This window comes from Vibrio sp. R12-SG2-ISO1, assembly GCF_059834045.1.
The window spans coordinates 137,390-155,617 of the sequence record NZ_JCBDGO010000010.1; the positions used below are offsets into that span (position 1 = coordinate 137,390).

The 18,228-nt window shown below is 49.5% G+C and carries 18 protein-coding genes, 4 tRNA genes and 1 pseudogene; 8 read left to right on the forward strand and 15 right to left on the reverse strand.

The window, feature by feature from the left end:
- Nucleotides 1-215: 215 nt before the first annotated feature.
- From bfr to AC6R10_RS09785, 7 genes and pseudogenes are all read right to left on the reverse strand, one after another.
- The gene (gene bfr / locus AC6R10_RS09755) at nt 216-692 is read right to left on the reverse strand and encodes a bacterioferritin (protein WP_334554991.1); all 477 of its coding nucleotides are present in this window, start codon (nt 690-692) and stop codon (nt 216-218) included.
- Nucleotides 693-777: 85 nt separating this feature from the next.
- Nucleotides 778-966, reverse strand: a complete 189-nt coding sequence (locus AC6R10_RS09760) for a (2Fe-2S)-binding protein (RefSeq protein ID WP_334554990.1) — start codon at nt 964-966, stop codon at nt 778-780.
- A 341-nt stretch (nt 967-1,307) separates the two neighbouring features.
- A pseudogene (gene tuf, locus AC6R10_RS09765) lies at nt 1,308-2,495 on the reverse strand (elongation factor Tu).
- A 135-nt stretch (nt 2,496-2,630) separates the two neighbouring features.
- Nucleotides 2,631-2,706: transfer RNA gene (locus tag AC6R10_RS09770), tRNA-Thr, on the reverse strand.
- Between the two features lie 12 nt (nt 2,707-2,718).
- Nucleotides 2,719-2,793, reverse strand: a tRNA-Gly gene (locus AC6R10_RS09775).
- A 35-nt stretch (nt 2,794-2,828) separates the two neighbouring features.
- Nucleotides 2,829-2,913, reverse strand: a tRNA-Tyr gene (locus AC6R10_RS09780).
- A gap of 46 nt (nt 2,914-2,959) precedes the next feature.
- Nucleotides 2,960-3,035: transfer RNA gene (locus AC6R10_RS09785), tRNA-Thr, on the reverse strand.
- A gap of 207 nt (nt 3,036-3,242) precedes the next feature.
- Between AC6R10_RS09785 and coaA the strand changes: the two genes are divergently transcribed.
- Nucleotides 3,243-4,166, forward strand: coding sequence for a type I pantothenate kinase (gene coaA, locus AC6R10_RS09790; protein WP_500625634.1), 924 nt, complete (start codon nt 3,243-3,245; stop codon nt 4,164-4,166).
- Between the two features lie 39 nt (nt 4,167-4,205).
- Here coaA and AC6R10_RS09795 read toward each other — a convergent pair whose 3' ends face one another.
- Together AC6R10_RS09795 and AC6R10_RS09800 are read right to left on the reverse strand one after the other, a co-directional pair.
- Nucleotides 4,206-4,631, reverse strand: coding sequence for a DUF805 domain-containing protein (locus AC6R10_RS09795; RefSeq protein ID WP_500672115.1), 426 nt, complete (start codon nt 4,629-4,631; stop codon nt 4,206-4,208).
- Nucleotides 4,632-4,646: 15 nt separating this feature from the next.
- Nucleotides 4,647-4,994, reverse strand: a complete 348-nt coding sequence (locus AC6R10_RS09800) for a 5-carboxymethyl-2-hydroxymuconate Delta-isomerase (protein WP_500672116.1) — start codon at nt 4,992-4,994, stop codon at nt 4,647-4,649.
- Between the two features lie 278 nt (nt 4,995-5,272).
- On the opposite strand from AC6R10_RS09800, the gene tpiA reads away from it, so the two are divergent.
- A complete protein-coding gene (tpiA, locus tag AC6R10_RS09805; RefSeq protein WP_010445251.1) occupies nt 5,273-6,043 on the forward strand; it encodes a triose-phosphate isomerase in 771 nt (256 codons plus the stop codon).
- A gap of 179 nt (nt 6,044-6,222) precedes the next feature.
- Entirely contained in the window at nt 6,223-7,572 is a 1,350-nt protein-coding gene (locus AC6R10_RS09810; RefSeq protein ID WP_500672117.1) for an MATE family efflux transporter, read from the forward strand.
- Nucleotides 7,573-7,649: 77 nt separating this feature from the next.
- Here AC6R10_RS09810 and rraA read toward each other — a convergent pair whose 3' ends face one another.
- From rraA to efp, 3 genes are all read right to left on the reverse strand, one after another.
- Nucleotides 7,650-8,174: a ribonuclease E activity regulator RraA gene (rraA, locus tag AC6R10_RS09815; protein ID WP_334555630.1), complete on the reverse strand. Its 525-nt coding sequence runs from the start codon at nt 8,172-8,174 to the stop codon at nt 7,650-7,652.
- A gap of 100 nt (nt 8,175-8,274) precedes the next feature.
- A complete protein-coding gene (locus AC6R10_RS09820) occupies nt 8,275-9,195 on the reverse strand; it encodes a 1,4-dihydroxy-2-naphthoate polyprenyltransferase (protein ID WP_500672118.1) in 921 nt (306 codons plus the stop codon).
- Between the two features lie 123 nt (nt 9,196-9,318).
- Nucleotides 9,319-9,885, reverse strand: a complete 567-nt coding sequence (gene efp, locus AC6R10_RS09825; RefSeq protein ID WP_334555632.1) for an elongation factor P — start codon at nt 9,883-9,885, stop codon at nt 9,319-9,321.
- A 32-nt stretch (nt 9,886-9,917) separates the two neighbouring features.
- On the opposite strand from efp, the gene epmB reads away from it, so the two are divergent.
- From epmB to AC6R10_RS09840, 3 genes are all read left to right on the forward strand, one after another.
- Complete coding sequence (gene epmB, locus AC6R10_RS09830) at nt 9,918-10,940, forward strand: EF-P beta-lysylation protein EpmB (protein WP_500672119.1); 1,023 nt, start codon at nt 9,918-9,920, stop codon at nt 10,938-10,940.
- 95 nt (nt 10,941-11,035) lie between these two features.
- Nucleotides 11,036-11,602 (forward strand): MgtC/SapB family protein, encoded by a 567-nt coding sequence (locus AC6R10_RS09835; protein ID WP_334555634.1) that lies wholly within the window; start codon nt 11,036-11,038, stop codon nt 11,600-11,602.
- 96 nt (nt 11,603-11,698) lie between these two features.
- Nucleotides 11,699-13,021, forward strand: coding sequence for an anaerobic C4-dicarboxylate transporter (locus AC6R10_RS09840; protein ID WP_500672120.1), 1,323 nt, complete (start codon nt 11,699-11,701; stop codon nt 13,019-13,021).
- Nucleotides 13,022-13,104: 83 nt separating this feature from the next.
- Here the strand turns inward: AC6R10_RS09840 and pfkA are convergent, their stop codons facing one another.
- From pfkA to AC6R10_RS09855, 3 genes are all read right to left on the reverse strand, one after another.
- Nucleotides 13,105-14,067 (reverse strand): 6-phosphofructokinase, encoded by a 963-nt coding sequence (gene pfkA / locus AC6R10_RS09845; protein ID WP_334555636.1) that lies wholly within the window; start codon nt 14,065-14,067, stop codon nt 13,105-13,107.
- A 273-nt stretch (nt 14,068-14,340) separates the two neighbouring features.
- Complete coding sequence (fieF, locus tag AC6R10_RS09850) at nt 14,341-15,249, reverse strand: CDF family cation-efflux transporter FieF (RefSeq protein ID WP_334555637.1); 909 nt, start codon at nt 15,247-15,249, stop codon at nt 14,341-14,343.
- 129 nt (nt 15,250-15,378) lie between these two features.
- On the reverse strand, nt 15,379-15,888 hold the full coding sequence (locus AC6R10_RS09855; protein WP_334555638.1) for a CpxP family protein: 510 nt from the start codon (nt 15,886-15,888) through the stop codon (nt 15,379-15,381).
- A gap of 187 nt (nt 15,889-16,075) precedes the next feature.
- On the opposite strand from AC6R10_RS09855, the gene AC6R10_RS09860 reads away from it, so the two are divergent.
- Complete coding sequence (locus AC6R10_RS09860) at nt 16,076-16,762, forward strand: response regulator (protein WP_487902594.1); 687 nt, start codon at nt 16,076-16,078, stop codon at nt 16,760-16,762.
- Entirely contained in the window at nt 16,762-18,162 is a 1,401-nt protein-coding gene (gene cpxA / locus AC6R10_RS09865) for an envelope stress sensor histidine kinase CpxA (RefSeq protein ID WP_500672121.1), read from the forward strand. Before AC6R10_RS09860 ends, cpxA begins: the two co-directional genes overlap by 1 nt.
- The last annotated feature ends 66 nt before the right edge of the window (nt 18,163-18,228 follow it).

Below are 18,228 nucleotides of genomic sequence, written 5' to 3' on the forward strand. Positions count from 1 at the left end.
GATTATTCAGCTTCCACAATTGGCTCAGTCGTCCAGAGGAAGCAAGGAACTAAAGATAATTGACTGAGATTTAAGGAGCCGGAATAGTACAGAAAGAAAGCAGTTTAAGCAAGAGAAAAGATGAGTTCGGTGTGACAAACTTGGCTAGGTTGCCGAGTGTGCGTTGTAGGCAACGCGTACACTCAGCTTCGGTAGTGACGTTAGTAAGACGTTAGTTAATCTTCATCAACAAATTGGGCTTGGAGATAGTTTTCGATACCGGTCATATCAATCAATCCAAGTTGCGTTTCAAGCCAATCCACATGTTCTTCTTCATCTTCTAGGATTTCTTGGAACAGATCGCGAGAGACGTAGTCTCGAATGTCTTCCGCATAGGCGATGGCGTCTTTCAAATCCGGTATGGCCATCAGCTCTAACTTCAGATCGCATTCGAGCATTTCTTTAGTGTCTTCCCCGATCATCAACTTACCGAGGTCTTGAAGATTAGGAATGCCCTCTAGAAATAAAATGCGCTCGATGAGATGGTCGGCGTGTTTCATCTCGTCAATAGACTCATGGTACTCTTTGTCTGCGAGGTGCTTTAGCCCCCAGTCCTTGTACATACGAGCGTGAAGAAAGTATTGATTGATGGCAACGAGTTCATTGCCGAGAATTTTGTTGAGATGCTGAATAATGATTGGATCGCCTTTCATGACATAAGCCCTCCTCTTTGGCTCTTTTAACTGTAGAACCAAATGAGAAGGTGTCAAAAAAGTCGACACATTTTTAGCTAGTGGATTAGCTAGCTTGTTTAAACAGATTCACTGCCGATTCGTTGATGATCTCTTTCGCCGTGCGCACACACTTACCACATTGGGTGCCTAAGGCTGTGCATTTCTTGATTCCTTTTATATCGGTCACGCCCTCTTCGACAACTAACTTGCGGATTTTTTTATCCGAGACGCCATGACACAAACAAACGAACATAACTTTACTACCTGACCTAACGACTTCTAGATTGAATATAAAAGAGAACCATTCTTATTACCAGTCTCAAATGAGTAAAATATAGATCGATTGGTTATAAAAGAAATGAGGAAATGTGGGTCTGATCCACTTAGCAGCGAAGCATTTTCAATGCCGCCAGTAAGCTAATGATCTAGCGATAAAAATAATAGCGATATCTCTTCTCGCCGATGTTTTTCTTATAACTCATCTCATTCGCTCGCTGTCAAGAAACGAAAAAGGGAAGCCTAAGCTCCCCTTTTTCTTGTCGCGCTTTCTTCACGAATGAAGAGAAGTGCTAGATTTCAATTAATTCGTCAGAATTAGTCGAAGATCTTAGCAACAACACCAGCACCAACTGTACGGCCACCTTCGCGGATTGCGAAACGTAGACCTTCGTCCATCGCGATTGGTGCGATTAGCTCTACAGTCATCTGTGACGTTGTCACCTGGCATTACCATTTCTACGCCTTCAGGTAGCTGGATGTCACCAGTTACGTCAGTTGTACGGAAGTAGAACTGTGGACGGTAGCCTTTGAAGAATGGAGTGTGACGACCACCTTCATCTTTAGATAGTACGTATACTTCTGACTCGAACTTAGTGTGTGGAGTGATTGAACCAGGCTTAGCTAGTACTTGACCACGCTCAACTTCGTCACGCTTAGTACCACGTAGAAGTGCACCAACGTTCTCACCCGCACGACCTTCGTCTAGAAGCTTACGGAACATCTCAACACCAGTACATGTAGTAGTAGTAGTGTCTTTGATACCTACGATAGCAACTTCGTCACCTACGTTTAGGATACCGCGCTCGATACGACCTGTTACTACTGTACCACGACCTTGGATTGAGAATACGTCTTCGATTGGCATTAGGAACGGTAGGTCTACTGCACGCTCTGGCTCTGGGATGTAGTTGAATCTAGCGCTTCTGCTAGTTCAACAATTTTCGCTTCCCACTGCTCTTCGCCGTTTAGTGCGCCTAGTGCAGAACCTTGGATAACTGGTAGGTCATCACCTGGGAAATCGTACTCAGATAGAAGTTCACGTACTTCCATTTCTACTAGTTCTAGTAGCTCTTCATCGTCAACCATGTCACATTTGTTCATGAATACGATGATGTAAGGAATACCAACCTGACGGCCTAGTAGGATGTGCTCACGAGTTTGTGGCATTGGGCCATCTGTCGCAGCAACAACTAGGATACCACCGTCCATCTGTGCAGCACCTGTGATCATGTTCTTAACATAATCCGCGTGTCCTGGACAGTCTACGTGTGCGTAGTGACGTGATGGAGTGTCGTACTCTACGTGAGAAGTAGCGATTGTGATACCGCGCTCACGCTCTTCTGGAGCGTTATCGATAGATGCGAAGTCACGAGCAGCACCGCCGTAAACTTTTGCAAGAGTAGTACAGATAGCTGCAGTTAGAGTTGTTTTACCGTGGTCAACGTGGCCGATAGTACCAACGTTTACGTGCGGTTTTACACGTTCAAATTTTTCTTTAGACATGAGTAGTCCCTCTAGGTACGGATTTTAAGTGGCGCAAGACCACGTAACCAAACAAATTGGTGATAAACTTATTCTCAATCACTAAACGTAGTTTAGTAAAAAGAAAGTATCAAAAGGAAAAGTTCGCTTGAGAGCTGGTGCTGATAGGCAGATTCGAACTGCCGACCTCATCCTTACCAAGGATGCGCTCTACCACCTGAGCTATATCAGCACTCATAATGAGTGGAGCGGGCAGCGGGAATCGAACCCGCATCATCAGCTTGGAAGGCTGAGGTAATAGCCATTATACGATGCCCGCAACACGTAACTCTTCGAGCTATTTCCTAAAGAATATGGTGGAGGGGGACGGATTCGAACCATCGAAGGCAGTGCCGGCAGATTTACAGTCTGCTCCCTTTGGCCACTCGGGAACCCCTCCAAATTTTTATCCATTTCTCGCTCTCTAAAAGAGACGAATAGAGAAATGGTGCCGACTACCGGAATCGAACTGGTGACCTACTGATTACAAGTCAGTTGCTCTACCTACTGAGCTAAGTCGGCATAAGTGGTGCGCATTCTATTGAATGATTTTCTACCTTGCAATAGCAAATCCAAAAAAAAATGCCAAATTGGATACTTTCTGCTTTTTTGTTGAAAAATCGAGCAAATTGTCGGGCAAATCACGCGAATATCGATCATCTCGTTTGCAATCTAAGTCCGTTGTTGTAATGTCGCAGCTCGCATCTTCAACTCAGATTAGGACGACACATGACCCCCTATCTCTCTTTTACCCGGCAGCAGTGGGCAGAATTACGCAATTCTGTGCCCATGACGTTGTCTGAAGAGGATTTGCGGGAGCTGCAAGGCGTGAACGAAAGCCTGACGATGGAAGAAGCGGTCGAGATTTATCTGCCCCTAGCGCGATTGCTGAATCTCTATGTCGCCGCTCGACAAAGCCGCAATACCGTACTGAATAATTTCTTGGGCAACCAAGAGAGTGCTCCACCCTTTATAATTGGGATTGCCGGTAGTGTGGCCGTCGGCAAAAGCACCACCGCTCGTTTACTCCAAGCACTGCTGTCACGTTGGGATAACCATCAAAAAGTCGAGCTGGTGACCACCGATGGCTTTCTTTACCCTAAGCGCGTACTCGATGAACGTGGCATTATGCACCGTAAAGGCTTTCCTGAATCTTATGATATCAAGCGTTTGGTACAATTCGTTTCAGACGTCAAAGCCGCCAAGCCCAACTTGGAAGTGCCGGTCTACTCTCACATCACCTATGACATCACCGATGAAGTCAAAGTGGTGGATAGACCTGATGTGCTGATTATAGAGGGGCTCAATGTGTTACAAAGTGGGATGGATTACCCACACGATCCTCATCGTGTGTTTGTCTCCGACTTCTTAGACTTCTCCCTCTATGTCGATGCCAACAGTGAGGTGATTGAGCAGTGGTATATTGAGCGTTTTCTAAAATTTCGCTCCGGCGCCTTCACTAAACCGGGGTCTTACTTCAGCCACTACACCCAGTTGTCGAAACAGCAGGCGATAGATAAGGCAAAGGAGATCTGGCATTCCATCAATGGTATTAACCTGCGCAACAACATCTTACCCACTCGCGAGCGGGCGCAGCTGATCCTAAAAAAAGGACTCAACCACAAAGTGGAAGAAGTCCTTCTTCGTAAATAGCCTAGGGTGATAGAAACTCTCTTGCTATAGAACAGCTGATTATTCTGGCTGCGGGCCGAAACGATTCTCGCCTTCTGTGCCTTTAAAGAAGCCGCACTCGACCAAAATCCACACTCCGCAAATCATCGCGACGACCGAAATGGCGGTTTGCAGCACCGCCGGTTGAGCAACTTGCCCAGGATCACCCACTGGCATCGTCATACGTCCGATAACAAGTGGTACATTCAGTAACAGCCACCAACTGGATTTGTCTCTGTCATGCCAACGCTTGGCGGTGATGGCTAAGTCAGGAATCAACACGATGACAAGGAACACAGGCAGGATGAGATGGGCCGTCGCTGGAATAACCGCGTTGAGTGTCGCAGCGAAGCTTACAATCACTAGGTAGTAAACCACATTCCACAGCCAATAAACCTTACGACCAATGCGGCCTTGAAATGAAAACAGCAGTGCTTTGATTGACATCGTATTCCCTAATCGTTAATTGATGATTTTTTGAAAACAGCTCGGGTCCATATCGCGAATATTAACGGTTAAGCTGCGCACGTGCCCCGCTTGCTGTTGCAACACCGCCATTATTTGACGAGATAAATCGCGCTTCTGTTCCTCAGTTCTTCCCGCCAACAGCTCGAAGCCAATATGAATAAAATCGCTACTGTCACCTTCATCCCCAAGCAGCCAATGATGGCAGCGCAATGCGCGAGACTTGACGGATAAGGTGTCGAACAGGCCTGATTGTAAAACCACGAAATGCAAATCCTCGAGCAATCCTTGCACATTAACACGCTCATCCACAGAGTTGGAGTATTCCATAACTAGGTTTGGCATCGATGTTGTTCCCTTTTTAGTGCGCTGGTTGGATAGGTATACGCCACTATTATCAATTTCTGTACTTATTTCGCACTCGATGCCAGCGATTCTGTCTACGGGATCACTGCCAGAGCGGTCAGTTATGCTAAATCCTTGCGCAAGGCAGTCGGCAAAAGGTTTACAAACCCAATAAGACATGACGGTAATCATGATCTGGACCATTTAATCTGTTATATTCCTACCCAGATTTTTTACATTAATGAACGTTCTACGTTAAAAAGAGAGGGAGTATTCCTATGCGTCGTCCTGTAGTGATGGGTAACTGGAAATTGAATGGCAGCAAAGCAATGGTCACTGAGCTGCTAACGGGTCTAAACGCTGAGCTTGAAGGCGTTGAAGGTGTCGACGTAGCCGTTGCGCCACCAGCACTTTACATCGACCTTGCTGAGCGTGTCATCGCAGAAGGCGGTAACAAGATTATCCTGGGTGCACAAAACACTGACCTCAACAACAGCGGTGCCTTCACTGGTGACATGTCGCCAGAAATGCTGAAAGATTTCGGTGCTTCTCACATCATCATCGGCCACTCTGAGCGTCGTGAATACCACAACGAATCTGACGAGTTCATCGCAAAGAAATTCAACTTCCTAAAAGAAAACGGTCTAACCCCTGTTTTCTGTATCGGTGAATCTGAAGCGCAAAACGAAGCGGGCGAGACTGAAGCTGTCTGTGCACGTCAAATCAATGCAGTGATCGACACTTACGGTGTTGAAGCGCTAAACGGCGCCATCATCGCATACGAGCCAATCTGGGCTATCGGTACAGGTAAAGCAGCGACGGCAGAAGATGCACAACGCATTCACGCTTCTATCCGCGCACTTATCGCTGCAAAAGACGAAGCGGTTGCTGCGCAAGTGATCATCCAGTACGGCGGTTCTGTGAAGCCAGAAAACGCAGAAGCGTACTTCTCACAACCAGACATCGATGGCGCTCTTGTTGGCGGCGCTTCTCTTGACGCGAAGAGCTTTGCAGCGATTGCAAAAGCAGCGGCAGCAGCAAAAGCTTAATCCATCCTTTATGGACATAGACAAAGGTCAGCTTGCGCTGGCCTTTTTTGTTGCCGCGGTACAAAACCCAAAGCCGGCCCAAATATGTGCGCCTCACACCATCTCAACGATGGGGGTTGGTCGTCATAGAGCAGATAAAGTATGCTACGCTTTTCCGCCCGTGAGAGTTGACGTCCTCGATGCAAGATAAACATGGCCTGTTAACGGGTCACATTCCCGATGTTTTGCGCCAAATGACCGTGCCGATGACCTTTGGCATGATCGCTATTTTGATGTTCAATCTGGTCGATACGTTTTTTATCTCTCTGCTCGGTACCCAAGCGCTGGCAGCGGTCAGCTATACCTTTCCTGTCACCTTTGCCGTCAACTGCATCACTATGGGCATAGGAATGGGCATCTCCACCAACATTGCTCGTCTACTTGGCCAAGGCCATACCAACGATGCAGCGCGATTTTCGACCCACGGTTTGCTGTTAGCGGTGACCTTAGTGGCGTTGGCCTCCATCTCTGGATTACTGACGATTGAGCCGCTCTTTCTACTGCTGGGCGCTGAGCCAGATTTGCTTCCCCTCATCGACCAATACATGGCGATTTGGTATTTAACCATACCGCTGCTCGTCATTCCGATGGCGGGAAACAGTGCCATTCGCGCTACGGGTGATACCAAAACCCCGGCTAAAATAATGATGTTGGCCGGCGTAATTAATGGCGTGCTCGATCCTTTGCTGATTTTTGGTTACGGCCCGTTTCCCGCACTCGGGATTCAAGGCGCGGCGATCGCAAGCGCCTTCAGCTGGGCAGGGGCACTGTTAGGCTCCTTGTATGTGCTCACGCGGCGCGAGAAGCTACTCGCCAAACCGGACCTCACCACCCTTCGCAGCGATTGCCAATCCATTCTAAAAATCGGCACGCCCGCGGCGCTATCGAATGCCATGACACCACTCTCAGGTGCGATTCTGATGATGCTGCTTTCGACGCACGGTACCAGTGCGGTAGCGGCCTACGGTGCGGCGCAGAGGGTGGAGTCAATTCTTATCTTGGTGCTGATGTCGCTCACCTCTGCCCTGACCCCGTTTATGGCTCAGAACTTGGGCGCGAAAAATCCGCAGCGCGGCTTCGCCGGTTTGTTCCTCACCATGCGATTTGCACTGATTTTCCAATTGGGGATTTTTGTCATGATGGTGCCGCTGAGCATTCCCATCTCCTCCCTATTTTCTCAAGAGCAAGCGGTCAAAGATCTGTTATGGCACTACTTACTCGTTGTGCCCTTTAGCTATGGGTTTCAAGGAATGTTGATGATGCTGGTCTCAGGGCTGAATGCGCTGCATGAACCACTCAAAGCATTCCAGTGGAGCTTTATGCGGCTGTTCATTTTCACCCTACCCTGTGCCTGGGTTGGCAGTCTTTGGTATGACATTGAAGGACTGTTTATCGGCATTGCCGTTGGCAATGTCATCGGCGGTGTACTCGCCTACCTCTACGCGCTCAAACTGCGCAGAACTCACTTATCAGCACCGCTACACCCGTAAAACGTTCAAAATAAGTCAGGATTTAAAGGAAAGTAAGGCCTAGAAACGAACACACCAGCCGAAGCTGGTGTGGTGATTTAGAGCGTCTCATCGACGACATCGGTCTCATCGACGTCTAAATCTATATCAAGTGGCTCTTGGGAGAGGATCACGCCTGTGTTGTCAGCATAAAGGTAGTCTTCGGGTAAGAAGGTCACGCCACCGAAGTTGACGGCCACTTCCGTTTCACCCACGCCTTGTGAGCTTGCACCAACCGGAATCGAGGCCAAGGCTTGAATACCAATGCTCATGTCTTCTAACTCATCGACTTCACGTACGCAGCCATAGACAACAATGCCTTCCCACTCGTTCTCTTCAGCAAGAGAAGCGAGCTCAGCGTCAATTAGCGCACGTCTTAGTGAGCCGCCACCATCGACCAACAGCACACGGCCTAAGCCATCTTGTTCGAGCACTTCACGAATCAGCCCGTTGTCTTCAAAACACTTCACCGTTGTGATTTGGCCAGCGAATGACGCACTGCCGCCAAAGTTGCTGAACATGGGCTCGACCACATCGACCTGATCCATATAAACATCACACAAAGCGGACGTATTGTATTCCATGAGTTACCTTCCCAAACCGTTGGTTGACTCACTCGAGTATATCCGGTCATTAAGTCATTGCAATGACAAGGCGCAATAATACAAGCTCTTGTGAAGAGGATCAGACTCTCATCAGTGTTTGCACGACGACCACGCCAGCAAACAGCAGGTTGGTCAGCAAAGAGCATTTAACAATCACCGGCATCATCGGCGCAATCTGGGCGGGTTTATTTGCCAACCAGACCGCTCGGCCATGTTTAAACACCACCAGTACACTTAGCAAAAACGGCAAGCTGACCCACATTGGTTCTGGTTGATGAAGTAAGTAGAGCGCAAAGGCTAACAGAGAGAAGCCCAGCAAGAAAAAGTGATAATGCTTCGCGCGTTGTTGGCCCAAGCGCACTGCAACCGTACGCTTGCCGCACTCTTGATCGTTCTCGATATCACGCATATTGTTGATATTCAGTACCGCAACCGCCAACAACCCGCAGCCTATTGCCGGAAGAATCAATGACGCTTGGACAACACCAGTGTGAAGAAAATAGGTCCCGGCCACGCCGAGCAAACCAAAAAAGAGAAACACAGAGACATCGCCGAGCCCGACGTAGCCATAAGGCTTCGACCCCACCGTATACGCTATAGCAGCGATGATCGCCAGTACCCCTAAGCCGATAAAGGCCAAGATACTTTGCACACTCTCTAAGGCGTAGAAGACCAAAACCAGCCCCGACAATATCGTCATGATGACATTAATAACGATCGCTTGCTTCATGTCCTGGGTCGTGACCGCGCCCGACTGGATGGCACGCATCGGGCCAAGACGTTTGTCGTTATCGGTGCCCTTGACCGCATCACCGTAATCATTGGCGAGGTTGGAGAGAATTTGCAATAAGGTCGCCGTCGCAAACGCCAACAGCGCGATCGGTAGAGAAAACTCATGATGAGAGTACGCTAGCACGCTACCGGTCAAAATCGACACCAGCGCCAGCGGCAGCGTTTTTGGCCGAGCCGCACCCAACCAAATTTGCAAAGACGCTTTCATAAACCAGAACCTTTGATCTCTATATCACTAACAAACGCGGGCTATTGTGACACTTTGCCGCAGCCGAAAAAACAAAAAAGGCCACGATGTGGCCTTTTTCTCACGCTATCACGCATCGGGTGATTATTTTACGCGACCCACGTACTCGCCTGAGCGCGTGTCGACTTTGATCACTTCACCGATAGAGATAAACAGTGGTACACGAACCACAGCACCGGTTGATAGCGTAGCAGGCTTACCACCGGTACCCTGTGTATCACCTTTCAGGCCAGGGTCAGTATCTGTCACTTCAAGCTCAACGAAGTTAGGTGGCGTTACAACGATAGGGTTACCGTTCCACAGCGTCAGCATACAGGTGTTGTTTTCCACCAACCATTTTGCGCTCTCGCCCACGGCTTTCGCATCCGCCGCGATCTGCTCAAACGTTTCCGCATTCATAAAGTGGTAGAATTCACCGTCGTTATAGAGATAATCTAGATCGATATCCATAACGTCTGCGACTTCACATGTGTCACCAGACTTAAAGGTTTTCTCTAGCACTTTACCAGAAAGAAGCTTACGAATTTTTACGCGGTTGAACGCTTGGCCTTTACCCGGCTTAACGTATTCATTTTCAAGGATCACACAAGGCTCGTTGTCGAGCATGAGTTTCAAGCCGCCTTTAAATTCATTCGTGCTAACTGTAGCCATTTTTTCCTCTTACATTCTTAGAGCTAAATTCAATGCCGCCTATCATAACCCGAAAAGTCGAATCTGTTGAGCAAAACTGGCTCAATCAACTAGCAAGTGGGATCTCGGATCCGGCCGAGTTATTACGACATCTCGAGATTGACCCCACCCCGTGGCAAGACGGCTTTGCTGCACGCAAACAATTTGCTCAGCGCGTCCCGTTAAGTTTTGTTGCTCGCATGGAAAAGGGCAACCCAGAGGATCCTTTACTGCGCCAAGTTTTACCGGTCGCGCAAGAGCTTGAGTGGCACCCAGGTTTTAGCCAAGATCCACTCGAAGAGCAAGATAACGCCCAACCGGGCTTACTGCATAAGTATCGCAATCGAGCGCTTTTGATTGTCAAAGGCGGCTGCGCAATCAACTGTCGCTACTGTTTTCGCCGCCACTTTCCCTATCAGGACAATCGCGGCAACAAAGCCGTTTGGCAAAAAAACCTCGACTACATCGCCGCTCACACCGAGCTCAACGAAGTGATTCTCTCGGGGGGCGACCCATTAATGGCCAAAGATAGTGAACTGGAATGGTTGATTTCCGCCATCGCAGCCATCCCGCACATTAAGCGTCTGCGCATTCATACTCGCCTACCTGTGGTGATCCCTGCTCGCGTCACAGACGGGTTGTGCACACTGCTGGCCAGCACGCGGCTGCAAGTGGTGATGGTCACCCACATCAATCACGCCAATGAGATTGATGCGCCCTTCAGCGAGGCGGTGCGCACGCTTAAGCAGGTTGGTGTAACCATGTTGAACCAAGCGGTGATGCTCAAAGACATCAATGACAGTGTGGATGCCCAAGTGGCGTTAAGCGAGTCTCTATTTGATGCGGGCATTTTGCCCTACTACCTGCATGTGCTGGATAAAGTGCAAGGTAGCGCGCATTTTCATATTTCAGACAGCGAAGCGAAAAGCATCATGGCGGGAGTGATCGAGCGCGTATCCGGTTACCTTGTGCCTACCTTGACGCGAGAGATCGGCGGCAGAAAAAGCAAAACCCCCCTTGATTTACATTTAGAGTAATCCCGACGACAAAAAGCTTTTGTTCGCTCCTCTGAGACACTCAGTGCATACTTCGCGGTTTCCCAGTATCACTCATGCCCATCTCAGAGGAGACCATGCACCCTTCACTCTCATCCTTGTTAGACCTCGGTCCGTTTTCTTGGTCAGCGCTGCTTTGCTGCGCGATCAACGGCATTCTTATTGGTGTCGAACGTCAAACACGCGGCAAGCCAGTCGGTATCCGCACGTCAATCCTTATTATCGCAGGCACGTACTGTTTTATGTCGATGGCCGTGTCGCTCTCACCGAACACCTTAGACCAAGCCCGCGTATTGGGTCAGATCATTACTGGGGTTGGCTTTTTAGGCGCAGGCGTGATGATGACATTGGATGGCAAAATTCATGGCGTCACCTCTGCCGCAGTCATTTGGGTGTTAGCGGCGCTTGGGCTGATGACAGGGCTGGGCTATGAGCAACAATCCATCGTCATTACCGTACTGACATTAAGTGTGCTGCTGGGCGTCGATAAAGCCGAGAACCACATCAAGGCATTGCGCCGTGGCGTGCATCAGAAATTCCAAAACCGCAAAGAATCTCGCCGAGTGTCGAACGAACAATTTGCGAGCACAAACGCAAATAGCGCGGTTTTTATTGACGAAAAACAAAGAACTGGCGGATTGTAAAACAGACACGCGAGATAAGCATACAACTTCACATTCCAGCGAAAGGGTTTTGAGTAGCATAAATCAAAATTATCTATTACCCCCCAGGATGTGATCATGTTTTATATACATATGTTGCTGCTGCTGGCCGTCATTTTTGTTGGCATCCGCCATGGCGGCATCGCGTTTGGTTTACTTGGTGGCTTGGGCGTCTCTGTCCTTGCATTTGTGTTTGGTATCGCCCCCGGTAGCCCACCGATCAGTGTCATGCTGATCATTCTTGCCGTGGTGGCCGCCTCTGCAACCTTAGAGGCCACTGGTGGCCTCAAACTCTTGGTCAAATTTGCTGAGCGTTTGCTGCGCAAACACCCCAACCAAATCGTCTTCCTTGGCCCACTGTGTACCTACTCTCTGACCGTGCTTGTCGGCACCGGTCACTCAGTCTACCCACTTCTGCCGGTCATTTATGATGTGGCTTACAAGAAGGGCATTCGCCCCGAACGTCCAATGGCGATGTCAACGGTCGCATCGCAAATGGGTATCACTGCGAGCCCGATCGCCGCAGCGGCCGCTGTCGTCATGGCGACCGCCGCAGACAACCATCTCGACATCAGTCTGGTTAACGTCCTCATGGTCACCATTCCTGCGACCCTGACGGGCGTGTTAATTGGCTGTCTATGGAGTCTGAAGCGCGGCAAAGAACTCGACCAAGATCCTGCTTTTATCGAACGATGCAAAGATCCTGAGTTCAGGGCGCAATTGATCGATGAAGAACAAGAGAGCCAAGACGTTCAACATGACCAGAAAATGGCGAAGCGAGGGCTTGGGATCTTTTTGGCTGGTATCTTGACGGTGATTTTTGTCGCCATGTTTGGCAAAGATCTCTCCTTACTGCCACAAGGGGTCAAAATGTCGGTCGCGATTCAGTTTTTGATGCTGTCGGTCGGCGCAGTGATATTGCTCACCACCAAAGTGAACCCGAAGAAAATTGTTCACAGTAATGTCTTTATTGCGGGGATGACGGCGGTCATCATCATCTTTGGTATTGCTTGGATGAGTGACACCATCATCGGCCATCACAAACCCTATCTAATCAGCCTAGTCAGCGATGTTGTCTCAGCGCACCCGTGGACGTTTGCGATTGCGATGTTTGTGGTTTCGGTATTCTTGAAAAGCCAAGCCGCCGTGCTGACGATTATGCTCCCCCTTGGCTTTGCGATGGGCATTCCTGCTCCCGTACTTATCGGCGTCTTGCCCGCTAGTTACGCGTACTTCTTCTTCCCGTTCTACCCCAGTGATTTGGCGGCCATCTCCTTTGACCGTTCAGGAACAACGCAAATTGGTAAGTACGTCCTCAATCACAGCTTCATCCTGCCCGGGTTTATCGGTGTCGTCAGTGCGACCTTTGTCGGGTATCTGATTTCGACCGCAATTAACTAGCGCCGCCACTCTGACGTGAGACGAAAAACAAAAAGGCCAGTATGATACTGGCCTTTTGCTTGTTCTCAGTTGGACGCTGTCAATTAGAACAGCTCTTCCGCGACTTTAAACAGATCGTGACGAACTGGACGCTTCATGTTTTCAATCGCATCGATGATGTCATGGTGAACCAGTTGCTCTTTCTGGATACCCACACAACGGCCACCTTGACCTTCCATCAATAGGTGTACGGCGTAGTTACCCATGCGCGACGCGAGAACTCGGTCAAAGGCTGTTGGGCGACCACCACGTTGAATGTGGCCAAGCACGGTCGCACGAGTTTCACGACCAGTGGCAGTCTGAATCTCTTTTGCCAGTACATTGGCATCCATCATCAGCTCAGTCAGAGCGATGATCGCGTGCTTTTTACCTTTCTTGATACCGTCTTGGAGGTTGCTGATCAGCTTCTCTTTATCAAGGCCCGTTTCTGGGGTGATGATGTATTCACAACCGCCCGCAATCGCAGACATCAGGGTCAAATCACCACAGTGACGGCCCATGATTTCAACGATAGAAATACGCTGGTGAGACGATGAAGTGTCACGCAGACGGTCAATCGCATCGATAACTGTGTTAAGCGCAGTGAGGTAACCGATAGTGTAATCCGTGCCCGCGATGTCGTTATCAATCGTGCCCGGCAGACCGATACATGGGTAACCCATTTCAGTCAGCTTCTTCGCACCCATGTACGAACCGTCACCACCGATCACCACCAAGGCTTCGATACCGTGCTCTTTCAGGTTCTCGATCGCCTTTTGGCGTACCGACTCTTCTTTGAACTCAGGAAAACGTGCCGAGCCCAAGAAAGTACCACCACGGTTGATCACATCAGAAACGCTCGAACGATCCAATTTCTCGATACGGTTTTCGTAAAGGCCAAGATAACCATCGTAAATTCCGTATACTTCAATGTCTGCAGAGAGTGCAGTGCGGACTACGCCACGTACTGCTGCGTTCATACCAGGGGCGTCACCGCCACTTGTCAAAACACCAATCTTCTTAATCATGCTCACCCTCGATTTTTGGGAATCTTATTTCAAAATATTACGTTAGTGGTTTACAGGCGGCCACCAACAAAATTCCTTTAACTGCGTAGTATGTTACCTTGCCCCACAAGGAATACTACTTTTATTTTGTAGACGTTAATGTAAGTTTTCTACTTATGTAAGAGTATTACAGCTTTGCTCATAACGGGAATTGATACACGTCAGTATCAAGGTTAATACTCACTCGCTAGAAAGATAGCCAACCCCCAGCCATTTGTCGCCTCTTCGCTAAGATTACCAGCGATGAACCTTCTGTTTACGCTCTTTACCGAACACCACAGAATAGGGATCTTGGTGGATCAATACGTCCGCTTCGGGGAAGGTCGCCAACAGCGAATCTTCTACGCGATCCGAGATTCGATGCGCCTCAATCAGCGGTAGATGATCGTCCAGCTCAAGATGCAATTGGATGAAGCGCGTCGGCCCTGACATACGGGTTCGTAACTGATGCACGCCGTGCACCCCCTCCACAGAGAGACAACATGCTTTGATCTGAGCGAGCTCCTCATCGGGTAGCTTTCTATCGAGCAAGGTTTGAATTGCCTCTTTGACCATCTTATAGGCGCTAAACAGAATGTACCCGCCGATGATGATGGCAAACACCGCATCCGCCTGAGTAATACCAAACCAGCTGAGGCCAAGCGCCACCATGATCGCGGCATTCATGTATAAATCTGATTGGTAGTGCAATGAATCTGCGGCAATGGCTTGGCTGCCGGTTTTTTTCACCACATGGCGTTGAAATGTGACTAAACCGAACGTCACCAACATGGCGAAAAAGCTCACATAGACGCCATATTCAGGCGACACCAAGGCATGAGGACGGAAAAATCGGTCAACACCATTAAGAATCAGGAACACCGCAGAGCCTGAGATAAACATCGCTTGAGCCAGCGCCGCCAACGATTCTGCTTTGCCGTGACCAAACGCATGTTCACGATCCGCAGGTTGAAGTGAGTAGCGCACCACCACCAGATTAACCAGCGAGGCAGCAATATCGAGCATAGAGTCGATCAGTGACGCGAGTAGACTCACTGAGCCCGTCATCCACCAAGCACCCACCTTGACCACCAGCAAGCCACTAGCGACGAGCGTAGCGGTCCATGCTGCCATCGTCACCAAACGTGCATATTCTTGTTTCATATCCGTTTTCTACGTTAAGCCATTGCAAAAATTGGCTTAAGTATAACCTTATGTGTGGTGAAAGTGCAGCCAAGCTCCAGAAACACAAAAGGCGACCCGAAGGTCGCCAAAGGCAGTAGAGAGCGATGATCAGTTTTTGTTCATGCGTTTTTGCATTTTCTCGCCACACTCTGTCGCGCGCTCTTGTTGCAACTCAACAAACTTGGCTTTTTGCTCAGGTGTTAGCACGCTTAACATTTTGTGTTCTTTCTCTAGCATCTTCACGCGGCGCTCAGTCTGTTGATCGACCATCTGTTTCGCCAATTCCTGCGCGGCCGCTTGATCGAAGGTATCAGCCAGTACCAACGCTTGCACGCTCGCACGGTGTGCCTGCATCTGCGCTTGATGTGACTCAAAATTCTCTTTGAATTTCGCTTTCATTTCATCACGACCAGCTTCGCGCATCTCTTTAAGCTGTGCTTGCTGCTCTTCGGTTAAGTCCAATTGACGCATGATGCCGCGATCCAGACCACCACGACACTCATCACGCGGCCCTTTGTGGTTATCTTTACCACCGCCACCGAACGCCCATGCACTCGCAGTACCTAATGTGAGAGGGAGGACAACAGCAGCCAATACCATTTTTTTTGCAGTGTTCATAATCGTTACCTTTCTTGTTCAAGTTATTGTGTGGAGCTGTCTTCACAGCGCTTGAGTGTAGAATAGGCCATGCTAAGTAAAGTGACGTTTAGGCAGCGTAAAGAATCGTAAAGAGGAAAAATTAGTCTCAATCTCCAGACGATTTACCAGTACTATTAACTCAGTGACGTTTGTAAGAGTGGTAACTATGGCACACCTATTATTGATTGATGATGACACCGAGCTCACCGGGCTATTGACTGAGGTGTTAACGTTTGAAGGCTTCACCATCTCCGAAGCGAACAATGGCGAAGAGGGATTAGCGCTGGTCAGCGATGAGATTGATCTCATCTTGCTCGATGTGATGATGCCCAAACTCAATGGTATGGAAACACTCAAACGTCTACGAGAAAAGTGGGAAACACCCGTACTGATGCTCACCGCGAAAGGGGAAGAGATCGATCGCGTCATCGGCCTCGAACTCGGTGCCGATGATTACCTACCCAAACCATTCAGTGACCGTGAACTGCTCGCACGTATCCGAGCGATTCTGCGTCGCACCCAAGGTAAATCGGCGAGCAAAAACGGCGACTGCATCGAATACCAAGATCTTAAAGTCTATCCGGGCAAGCAAGAAGCCTATTGCCAAGGTGACTTACTCGAACTGACGACCACCGAATTCGCTTTGTTGAGCCATTTTGTGCAAAACCCAGGTGAAACGCTCACCAAAGAGGCATTAAGCTTGGATGTGCTAGGCAAGCGACTGGCGGCGTTTGATCGCGCCATTGACATGCACGTCTCCAACCTGCGTAAAAAGCTGCCAGAGCGCGCTGACGGCAAGCCACGGATCAAAACCTTACGTGGCCGCGGCTACTTGTTGGTTGAGGAAGACTGATGCGTTTACCGAAAATCACTAGCCTGTATGGACGCATCTTCGCCATCTTTTGGTTTACCATGTTTTTGGTGCTGATGGCGGTACTCTCTCTGCCCCATCTCGACCCAAGAAAAGCACGAGACATTCCGAGCACTCACCTCAATGACTTAAGGGAAGTGCGAGACAGAGTCGAGCAACGCTTTGCCGGAGAGTCCAACCTCGCGCGGATATTGTTCCAACTTGAAGGGCCACGCAGGCAAGGTAATGAGGGTGGAAGGCCACCAAAAGACAGCGGCCCGCGTTTCTATGTGTCGGATATTGATGGCAACATTCTGACATCGCAAGACCCGAAAGATTTCAAGATTCGCGCGCTGCAAAACTTTATCACCAGCGTCGAGTTAGCCGAAGCGCCCAAGCAGAAACTCTACGGCCATTATATGCTTGCCGGCCCTATTCCGGTGACGTTAGCCAAGCAGCCTCTGTTGCTCTACGTCGGTATCAAGTGGAATCAACCCGCGCCGTTTATCCTTAATCTGTTTGATCGACCACTCCAGCTTCTACTGGCCGTCATGTTGGTGAGCACCCCGCTACTGTTGTGGCTTGCTTGGGCACTGAGCCAACCTGCAAGACGTCTCGAACGCGCGGCAAAACGCGTCGCCGCTGGTGAATTTGAGGTGGACCCGCAGTTGGAGAAAGGCACCAGCGAATTTCGTCAAGCCGGAGAAAGTTTTAACCAGATGGTGGAAGCCGTTAATCAGATGATCTCAGGGCAGCAGCGCTTACTCTCTGACATCTCTCACGAGTTGCGTTCACCGCTCACTCGGCTCAGAATGGCGACCGGTCTTGCCGTGCGCAAGCAAGGAGAGAGCACCGAGCTGACGCGCATCGATACCGAGGCTCAGCGTCTTGAGCAGATGATTGGTGAGCTGTTGGAGTTGTCGCGCATTCAAGTCAACAGTCACATGGTGCGAGAAAAACAAGCCTTGAGCAGTTTGTGGGAAGCCATCTTCTGTGACGCGCAATTTGAGGCAGAGCAAATGAGTAAAAGCCTGCGCTACGATGCGATTCCTAATCGCACCATTTCAGGCAACCCCAAACTGCTCATGAGCGCGGTGGACAACGTGGTGCGCAATGCGATTCATTACGGCGAAGACAAAATCGACATCCAACTTCACGTCGCCGATGACACCGTCCAGGTTATCGTCGATGACAACGGCGAAGGGGTGCCAGACGATGAACTGGAGTCGATATTCCGACCTTTCTACCGAGTCTCCACGGCGCGAGATAGACACAGCGGCGGAACCGGTCTTGGCTTGGCAATTACGGAAAGCGCAATACGCCAACACAGTGGCACAATCAAAGCGAGCCGCAGTCCGCTAGGTGGATTACGCGTGACGATTTGTCTGCCGCTGTGCCAATAAATCGTGCGTTGTCATGGAAGTTCGCAATACCCACATCAATTTTACAGTTGATAATCGATCTCATTA